An 8,129-nucleotide genomic window follows, 5' to 3' on the forward strand; every position below is an offset into this window, starting at 1 on the left:
CCGAGCCTCATGTGGCGTCGACGAAACGGCCGGCAGCGCGACTCAGTGCGATCCCGCGTCATTCAAGGCTCTTCGAACGTAGCTCGCGCGGAACGCGTCCGCATCCGCCTCGTCGAGCCGGCGCCCCGCCGCGCGCGCGAGATGCGCGGTCTGGGCGTGGATCATCATGCGGCCGATCACATCTACCCGGGGTGTTTTCAGAAGTTTCAGCGAGATGCCGAGACGGACCCCGGAGAGGAGGTTCATCATCTCCTCGAAGGGCAGGCTTCTCGCGTGGCACAGAATCCCGTAGGCTCGCCAGACCTTGTCCTCGAGCACGTTCGGCGCCTCTCGCAGCAGGACGGCGCGCGCCTGCTTCTCGTAGCCGATGACGCGGCCGACCAGGCGTTCGAGCTGGTCGATCAGATCCTCCTCGGTCTTGCCCAGGGTCGTCTGGTTCGAGATCTGGAACAGGTTCCCGACGATCCTCGAACCCTCTCCGTATAGACCCCGGTAGGTGACGCCGAGTTGCCCCATCCCTTCCAGCACCTTGCGGATCTGACGGGTGAGGACGAGACCGGGGAGGTGGATGAAGACGGAGGCCCGCAGCCCGGTCCCCACATTGGTCGGACACGAGGTCAGGAAGCCGAACTCCTGGTGGAAGGCGTACGGAAGGCGGGCCCCGATCTCCTCGTCGAGCTGATCGAGGTCGCGCCAGGCGGCCGCGAGCTGGAAGCCGCCGCGCAGCGTCTGCAGCCGGAGGTGATCTTCCTCGTTCACCATCATCCCGAGCGCGCGCGTCCGGGACAGGGCGAGACCCGAGCCGCGGCGAGGTCCGGTTTCGGGTCCGCCGATGAGTTCCTTGCTTACCAGCCGTCGTTCGAGCAGGAGGAGGCGGTCCACGGGGTCGAGGCGCGAAATCTCCCAGAAATCGACCTCTTCGAGCACGCCCGCGGCCTCTGTCGCGGCCCGCGCCTTCTCGAGCAGGGCCTCGCGTTCCTCCCCGGTGGCGTGCGCGGAGAACGAATATCCCTGGAGGTTGCGGGCGAGGCGTACGCGACTCGAGACGACGATGTCGCCATCGGGGCCCTCTTCATCCAGCCAGTCGAGACCGTGCGTTTCCATGAGCGGTGCGCCTGCCGACCCGTCGGTCACGAGACCTCCGTCAGCGCGTGGATCGCGTCTCTGAGGTCCGCCGCGGATTCGAAGTCCTCGATCTCCACGGCGCGCTCGAGCCGTCGCTTGAGGGTGGAGAGGCGAAGCTGCTCGGGGTCCGCGTCCGGAGCCGTGCTGACGTACACCTTGCCCATGTGCTGCGAGGAGCCGTGAATGCGGCGGAGGAGCGCACGGAGCTGGCGGTGGAACTGCGCGTAGCACTGCGGACACCCCAGCCGCCCCGACTTGCGGAAGTCGCCGGCCCCGGTGCCGCAGTACTCGCAAGCCCCGCCGGCCTCGTCGAACAGGTTGTCCCCGGCGCTCCCGCCGAGGTGCGCGAGCAGGTCCGCCATGGGGGCGGATCCGCCGCCGGCCGCCACGCCTTTCAACGTCGCGCAGGTCGAACAGAGATTGAGCGTGCGCATCTCGTTGTTCTCAATCTCCGTAAGCGTGATCGTCGCCTTGCGTTCCCCGCAGTTCTCGCAGTCCATCCCGTTTCTCCGTTACCTCGCCCGGCGCTTCACCGCGCGGTGACGAGTGCGCCGCTCTCGATGCGGAGCACCCGACTCGCGCGTCGCGCCAGTTCGCGGCTGTGCGTCACGACAACCAGCGCCGCCCCGTGCCCGTCCACGAGCTCGAACAGCAGATCGTGCAGGCGCAGCGTCGCCTCGGCGTCCAGGTTTCCGGACGGCTCGTCCGCCAGCACGAGCGGCGGCGCGTTCGCCAACGCCCGTGCCACCGCGACCCGCTGCTGTTCGCCGCCGGAGAGCCGGCGCGGCCGGTGGCTCGCCCGTTCCGCCAGCCCCACCCGCGCCAGCAGCTCCGCGGCCCGGTCCCGGGCCTCCTCCCGCGACGCCCCGGCGATCAACCGGGGCAGCATCACGTTCTCGAGCGCCGTGAAGTCGCGCAGCAGGTGATGGAACTGGAAGACGAAGCCGACGAACCGGTTCCTGAGTTCGGCCAGCCGTTCCCCTTCGAGTTCCGACACCCGTTCGCCCCCCAGCCAGACATCTCCCGCGGTCGGCCGGTCGAGGGCGCCGAGCAAATGTAGCAGCGTGGACTTCCCGGACCCACTCGGACCCACGATGGCGAGGGCGTCTCCGGCGTCCACGGTCAGGTCGATCCCCTTCAGAACGGGGAGGAGACCGCCATCCGGGCTCGGAAACGTCCGGACGACCCCCGCCGCTCGCACCGCGGACGGCGCGTCCGCCTCCCGGTCCGCCGTCATTCGTGTCGGATCGCGTCGACCGGCGCGAGCGCCGCGGCCTTTCGCGCCGGATAGATCGTGGCGAGGTAGGAGATGAGCAGCGATCCGAGGACGATCAGCGTGACATCGAGCGGCGCGAGCGAGATGGGGAGCCGGTCGATGAAGTAGACGTCGCTGGGGAGCGTGATGAACTCGTAGCGGGTCAGCGCCCAGGCGAGGAGGGCGCCGAGCGTGGCCCCTAGCGTGGTGCCGACGACACCGATGAAGAGCCCCATGTTGGTGAAGACCTTGCCGACGCCCCGCGACGTCACCCCCATCGAGCGGAGGATCCCGATCTCGCGCGTCCGGTCCGCGACCATCATCACCAGCGTCGAGACGATGTTGAACGAAGCGACGAGGACGATGAGGATGAGGACGACGGCCATGCCGAGCTTCTCGAGTCGCAGCGCGGAGAAGAGGCTCCGGTTGAGTTCCTGCCAGCCCTCCACCCGGTAGGGCCAGCCGAGCGCCTCTTCCAGCCTCGCGGACACTTCCGTCGCGTCCCACGGGTCGCTCACGTCGAACTCGATCCCGGTCACGGCCTCGCCGAGTCCGAACAGGGTCTGCGTCTCCGCGAGCGGGGCCATCGCAAGCTCGTCGTCGTACTGGTAGAGACCCGTCTGGAAGATCCCCGTGACCTCGAAGCGCCGCAGCGCGGCCGAAAGCCCCGCGGCCGAGAGCGTCGCGTCCCGGGTGGACGCCGCGACGATGACCTTCCCCTGGTAGAGACCCATCTTTTGCGCGAGGCCGCGTCCCACGACGATGCCCGGGTTTCCGGATTCGGTCGGGCCGAAGGGCGGCTCCCCGATGATGAGGTGCTCCATGAGCCCGGCGATCCGCATCCCCTCCGGGTCGTTCGGGATCCCGCGCAGCACGACGGATTCGTTGTAACGGTCGCCCTCCTGGGTGAGGATGACCTTGTTGAAGGCGAACGGGGAGGCCGCGATCACATCCTCGTCCTGTCGGACCCGGTCCAGCACCGTCTCCCAGTCGTCCATCTGGAAGCCGTTGTCGAGTTCCATCACGTGCGCATGCGGCCCGCCGCTCAGGATCCGGTCCCTGAGGCTCTCCTGGAGGCCGTTGAGGACGCCGATCACGACGATGAGGGCCATCACGCCGACGGCGACGCCCCCCACGGCGAGACTCGAGATGAAGGTGACGAGCCTGGAGTCCTTTTCGTCCACGGAGCCGGCCCCCGCGAGGGGTTGCCATGGCCGGCGGAGAAAGCGGCCGAAGGCCCGGAATACGCCGAACACGGACGTGCGACGCCCGGTCCCGCGCAGATACCGCCGGGCGACGAACCGTTCGAAACGCCCCCGTCCCCGGCTCATGAGCGTCCTTCCTCGGGACGCAGGATGGGAAAGAGGACGACGTCGCGAATCGATGTCTGCCCGGTGAACAGCATCACGAGGCGGTCGACCCCGAGCCCGAACCCGCCGGTCGGCGGCAGTCCGTATTCCAGCGCCCGCACGTAGTCTTCGTCGATCTCCATCGCCTCCTGGTCGCCGGCTTCCCTCAGGCGTTGTTGCGCCGCGAACCGGTTCCACTGCTCCGCCGGGTCGTTGAGTTCGCTGAACGCGTTCACGAGCTCGAAACCGCACACGATGACCTCGAACCGCTCGGCGTACTCCGGCTCTCCCCGCATCGGTTTGGCGAGCGGGCTCATCTCGATCGGGTGACCGTACACGAAGACCGGGTCCGTGATCCGGCCTTCGACCCGATCCGAGAACAGCGTGTCCAGAAGCTGGACGCGGGAAAGTTCGTCCGCGTCGGCGCGCCCGGTCTCCTTCGCGAGGGCGCGGAGCTCCTCCTCCGCCGCCCGCCGCGGATCGAGCCCCGTAGCCTCCAAGAACGCGTCATCCCAGCGGATACGGGTCCAGGGTGCGGCGAGGTCGACGACCGTCCCGTCGTACTCGAAGCGCGTCGTCCCCATCACCTCCCGCGCGACGTCGCCGAGCATCATCTCCGTGAGCTCCATCACCTCCTCGTAGTCGGCGAACGCGGAGTACAACTCGAGCATCGTGAACTCGGGGTTGTGCGTGCGGTCGATCCCCTCGTTCCGGAAGTCGTGCCCGATCTCGTACACCCGGTCGAGGTTCCCGACGATGAGCCGTTTCAGGTAGAGTTCGTCCGCGATCCGCAGGAACATCTTCCGGTCGAGCCGGTGGTGGTAGGTGGAGAACGGCCGGGCGAGGGCGCCGCCGTAGAGCGGCTGCAGGATCGGAGTCTCCACCTCGAGGAAGCCCCGCGCATCGAGCCAGCGGCGGAGTTCCGTGACGACCCTGGCCCGGATCCGGAACACCTCGCGGACCTCCGGGTTCACCGCCAGATCCGCGTACCGCTGCCGGTAGCGCGAAGCCGGGTCCTTGAATCCGCTGTGCACGACCCGCCGCCCATCCTCGCCGACCTCCTCCTTCCCGAACGGAAGCGGACGGAGGGTCTTCGTCAGGAGGTGGAGGGATTCCGCGCGGACGGTGACTTCGCCCCGCCGGGTCCGGAAGAGGGTCCCCTCGACGCCGACCCAGTCCCCGAGGTCGAGCAGATCCATGAGGGCCGAGCCCTCATCGCCCAGGAGGTTGCGCCGCAGGTGGATCTGAAGCCGCCCGTCGCGGTCGCCGATGTGCGCGAAGGCGCTCCCTCCCAGATTGCGATAGGAGAGGATGCGGCCCGCAACCCGGACGCCCCCGAGTTCCGGGGGACCCTCGCCGTCCGCCGCCCCGTCGGTCGCCTCGTCCGCCGCCGCTCCGGTCGCGGCCTCGGCCTCCTCGAACGCGGCGAAGACGCTGCGCAGGTCGTGGGAACGGTCGAACGCGTGGCCGTAGGGTTCGACGCCGAGTTCGCGCAGCCGGGCGAGCTTCGCGAAGCGATCCCTTACGGGCTTCGGCCGGTCCTTCGACGCGTACCAGCGGGCGGCGTCCCGGAATCCCGGGGAGTCGGAGTCGCGCGAGGGGCCGTTCATGCGTTCGTCTTGCCGGATTCCTGGAGAAACGCCTGGATGAAACCGTCGATCTCGCCGTCCAGCACGGCGTCGACGTTGCCGACCTCGAGGTTCGTCCGGTGGTCCTTGACCATCTTGTAGGGCTGCAGGACGTAGGACCGGATCTGTCGGCCCCATTCGATCCGCGTCTTCGCCCCCTCCAGTTCCGCCCGGCGCGCTTCCCGTTCCTCGACGGCCCGCTGGTAGAGGGCCGCCTGCAGCATCTTCATCGCCTTGGACTTGTTCTTGTGCTGGCTGCGCTCCTGCTGGCACGAGACGACGATACCCGTCGGGAGGTGCGTGATCCGCACGGCGGAGTCCGTCTTGTTCACGTGCTGACCGCCCGCTCCGGATGCCCGGAAGGTGTCGACCCGGAGGTCCTCTTCGTTGACCGCGACTTCAATGTCCTCGTCCACGACCGGATAGACGAAGACCGAGGCGAACGATGTGTGGCGGCGTCGCTGCGAGTCGAAGGGAGAGATGCGCACGAGGCGGTGGACGCCCCGCTCGGCCGAGAGATACCCGTAGGCGAACTGTCCATCCACATCGAGCGTAGCCGACTTGATCCCTGCTTCCTCGGCCGGAAGGAGATCCATGACCTCGACGTCGTAGTCGTGCTGTTCCGCCCAGCGCACGTACATGCGCATGAGCATCTGGGCCCAGTCCTGCGACTCCGTGCCGCCGGCGCCCGGGTTGATCGTGACGAGCGCGCTGCGGTGGGCGTCCTCGCCCCGCAACATGTTCCGCGACTCCAGGCGGGCGGCCTCCACCTCCGCACGCCCGAGTCCCGCTTCGAGTTCCGCCTCCAGCTCCGCGTCGTCCTCGTCCTCGAGCAGAAGCGTCATCTCGAACAGATCGTCCACGCGGGCGGAGCAGTCCGCCCATGGACGGGTCCAGCTCTTGAGAAGGTTGGCCTCTCCGATGACCTCTTTCGCGCCCTCGTGGTCGTTCCAGAAGTCGGGGGCCGCCATCTTCTTCTCGAGTTCGCCGATGCGGGTCAGCTTCTCGGAGATCTCAAAGATACCCCCGTAGCTCATCGAGCCGGCCGCGCAGCGCCTCGGCGCGTTCTTTCTGTCTCACCAGCTCCGTCATTCTCGGCTCCAGGCCCTCCGCGCGAGCGTCGGGTCCGCATGGGGTGTGATGACTGGCCGTAAATAGACCACGTTTCCCCGCGGAAGGCGAACTTTCAGCGACGACAATTACACCAGGTCGAAATCGACCCGCCGCGCCTCGCGATCCACGCGGACGACCTGAACCTCCACGGCGTCGCCGAGCCGGTAGCTTCTCCGCGTACGACGGCCACGGAGCGCGTGCTTCGCCCGGTCGTGTACGTAATGGTCCCCGGCGAGGCGGCTCACATGGACGAGCCCCTCGATGTCGAACGCGTCGAGCCGGACGAAGAAGCCGAAGCGGGCGGTGGCGCTGATCGTCCCGTCGAAGTGATCTCCCACATGCCGTCCCATGAACTCGACCTTCTTGAGTTCCACCGAATCGCGCTCGGCCCGGGCCGCGTTCTCCTCGCGCGCCGAGGCGTGCCGGGCCGTGGCGGAGAGCCACTCTCCGCTGATCTCGCGAGCCCGGGCCGGTCCCGTGAGCCAGCGAGCGAGTTGCCGGTGGAGGACGAGGTCCGGATACCGGCGGATGGGCGAGGTGAAGTGGAGGTACGCCGGCGAAGCGAGCCCGAAATGGCCCTCGTTACGTGTCTCGTAGCGGGCCTTGGCGAGACTTCTCAGCACCTGGACCGAGATGATCGGTTCCTCCACCCTGCCCTTCACCGCGTCGAGCAGGCGCTGGAAGTCGCGGGGGCGCGGGTTCCGCTGCGGGAAGGAGAGCCCGAATTCGCGCGCCAGGAGACGCAGCGTGTCGAGCTTCTCCGGATTCGGCTCCTCGTGGATGCGGTAGAGGACGGGCACCCCCTTCTCGAGCGCCCAGTTCGCCACCGCTTCGTTCGCGGCGATCATCAGATCTTCGATGAGCCGGTGCGAGTCGAACCGCTCGCGTCGCCGCACGTCGATGGGAGCCCCCTCTTCGTCGAGCACGACCCGGGACTCCGGCAGGTCGAAGTCCAGGCTGCCCCGAGCCCTGCGGCGTTCACGGAAGCCCCGGCTCACCTCGAGCAACGCCCGAAGATCCTCGCGCAGGCCCGGATCCCGCTCCGTCGCCGGGGTCCTTTCGCCGTCCAACGCCTCCTGCGCCTCTTCATAGGAGAGCCGGTGCGCGCTTCGGATGACGGCCCGCGCGAAGTGCGTGCCCCGGAGCCCTCCCCGACGATCGACGGTGAGGAAGGCGGCCAGCGTCAGCCGGTCCTCTCCGGGCACGAGCGAGCAGAGGTTGCTCGACAGCGCGTGCGGGAGCATCGGCAGCACGCGGTCGACGAGGTACACGCTCGTGCCTCGCTCCCAGGCTTCGGCATCGAGCCCGTCGCCCTCGCGTACGTAGTGCGACACGTCCGCGATGTGAACTCCGATCCGCAGCGCACCATCGGGGCGCCGTTCGATGGAGATCGCGTCGTCGTGGTCGCGGGCGTCGGCGGGGTCGATCGTGACCACGCGGTCACGCCGACAATCCTCGCGCCCTTCGAGGTCCGCCGGTCGGATCCCCCGCGCGGCCAGGGCCGTCGCCGCCTCTTCGACAGCTTCCGGGAACGCGTCGGGGATCCCGTACCCCGCCTGGATCGCGAGCACCGCCGCCGCGGAGTCCCCGGAAGGCCCGAGCACGCGCTCGACGCGGCCCGCCGGGCCCGGACCCTCTTCGCCCCAATCCGTGACCTCG

General features: G+C 68.5%; 7 protein-coding genes (1 of these 7 running past the window's edge). All 7 read right to left on the reverse strand.

The annotated features are described in order from the left end of the window. Positions 1 to 42 precede the first annotated feature (42 nt). Complete coding sequence (locus ACQY5G_RS12605; protein ID WP_428274483.1) at positions 43 to 1,134, reverse strand: ATP--guanido phosphotransferase; 1,092 nt, start codon at positions 1,132 to 1,134, stop codon at positions 43 to 45. Beyond that, a complete protein-coding gene (locus ACQY5G_RS12610; RefSeq protein WP_420616692.1) occupies positions 1,131 to 1,625 on the reverse strand; it encodes a UvrB/UvrC motif-containing protein in 495 nt (164 codons plus the stop codon). Before ACQY5G_RS12610 ends, ACQY5G_RS12605 begins: the two co-directional genes overlap by 4 nt. A 29-nt stretch (positions 1,626 to 1,654) precedes the next feature. After that, positions 1,655 to 2,362: an ABC transporter ATP-binding protein gene (locus ACQY5G_RS12615; protein ID WP_428274486.1), complete on the reverse strand. Its 708-nt coding sequence runs from the start codon at positions 2,360 to 2,362 to the stop codon at positions 1,655 to 1,657. After that, positions 2,359 to 3,711, reverse strand: coding sequence for an FtsX-like permease family protein (locus tag ACQY5G_RS12620; protein WP_428274488.1), 1,353 nt, complete (start codon positions 3,709 to 3,711; stop codon positions 2,359 to 2,361). The genes ACQY5G_RS12615 and ACQY5G_RS12620 overlap by 4 nt, the downstream gene beginning before the upstream one ends. Beyond that, a complete protein-coding gene (lysS, locus tag ACQY5G_RS12625) occupies positions 3,708 to 5,339 on the reverse strand; it encodes a lysine--tRNA ligase (RefSeq protein ID WP_428274490.1) in 1,632 nt (543 codons plus the stop codon). Before lysS ends, ACQY5G_RS12620 begins: the two co-directional genes overlap by 4 nt. Beyond that, positions 5,336 to 6,449, reverse strand: a protein-coding gene (gene prfB, locus ACQY5G_RS12630; RefSeq protein ID WP_428274492.1) for a peptide chain release factor 2 whose coding sequence is annotated in 2 segments (ribosomal slippage) — positions 5,336 to 6,373 and positions 6,375 to 6,449 — 1,113 coding nt in all. Because the reading frame shifts where the segments join, the coding sequence is not laid out codon by codon here. Before prfB ends, lysS begins: the two co-directional genes overlap by 4 nt. 107 nt (positions 6,450 to 6,556) lie before the next feature. Then, positions 6,557 to 8,129: the 3' portion of a ribonuclease R gene (rnr, locus tag ACQY5G_RS12635; RefSeq protein ID WP_428274494.1), read on the reverse strand. Its footprint extends 482 nt past the window's final position; only the last 1,573 of its 2,055 coding nucleotides appear in the window; its start codon lies off the right edge, out of view — the gene reads right to left on this strand; it ends in the stop codon at positions 6,557 to 6,559.

The sequence above is a fragment of the Candidatus Palauibacter sp. genome, from assembly GCF_965261555.1.
GTDB lineage: Bacteria > Gemmatimonadota > Gemmatimonadetes > Palauibacterales > Palauibacteraceae > Palauibacter.

What these genes read in the sequence shown, in the direction of transcription:
- ACQY5G_RS12610 (WP_420616692.1), bottom strand. Translation starts at nt 1,625, where the DNA reads ATGGACTGCGAGAACTGCGGGGAACGCAAGGCGACGATCACGCTTACG.
- ACQY5G_RS12615 (WP_428274486.1), bottom strand. Translation starts at nt 2,362, where the DNA reads ATGACGGCGGACCGGGAGGCGGACGCGCCGTCCGCGGTGCGAGCGGCG.
- ACQY5G_RS12620 (WP_428274488.1), bottom strand. Translation starts at nt 3,711, where the DNA reads ATGAGCCGGGGACGGGGGCGTTTCGAACGGTTCGTCGCCCGGCGGTAT.
- lysS (WP_428274490.1), bottom strand. Translation starts at nt 5,339, where the DNA reads ATGAACGGCCCCTCGCGCGACTCCGACTCCCCGGGATTCCGGGACGCC.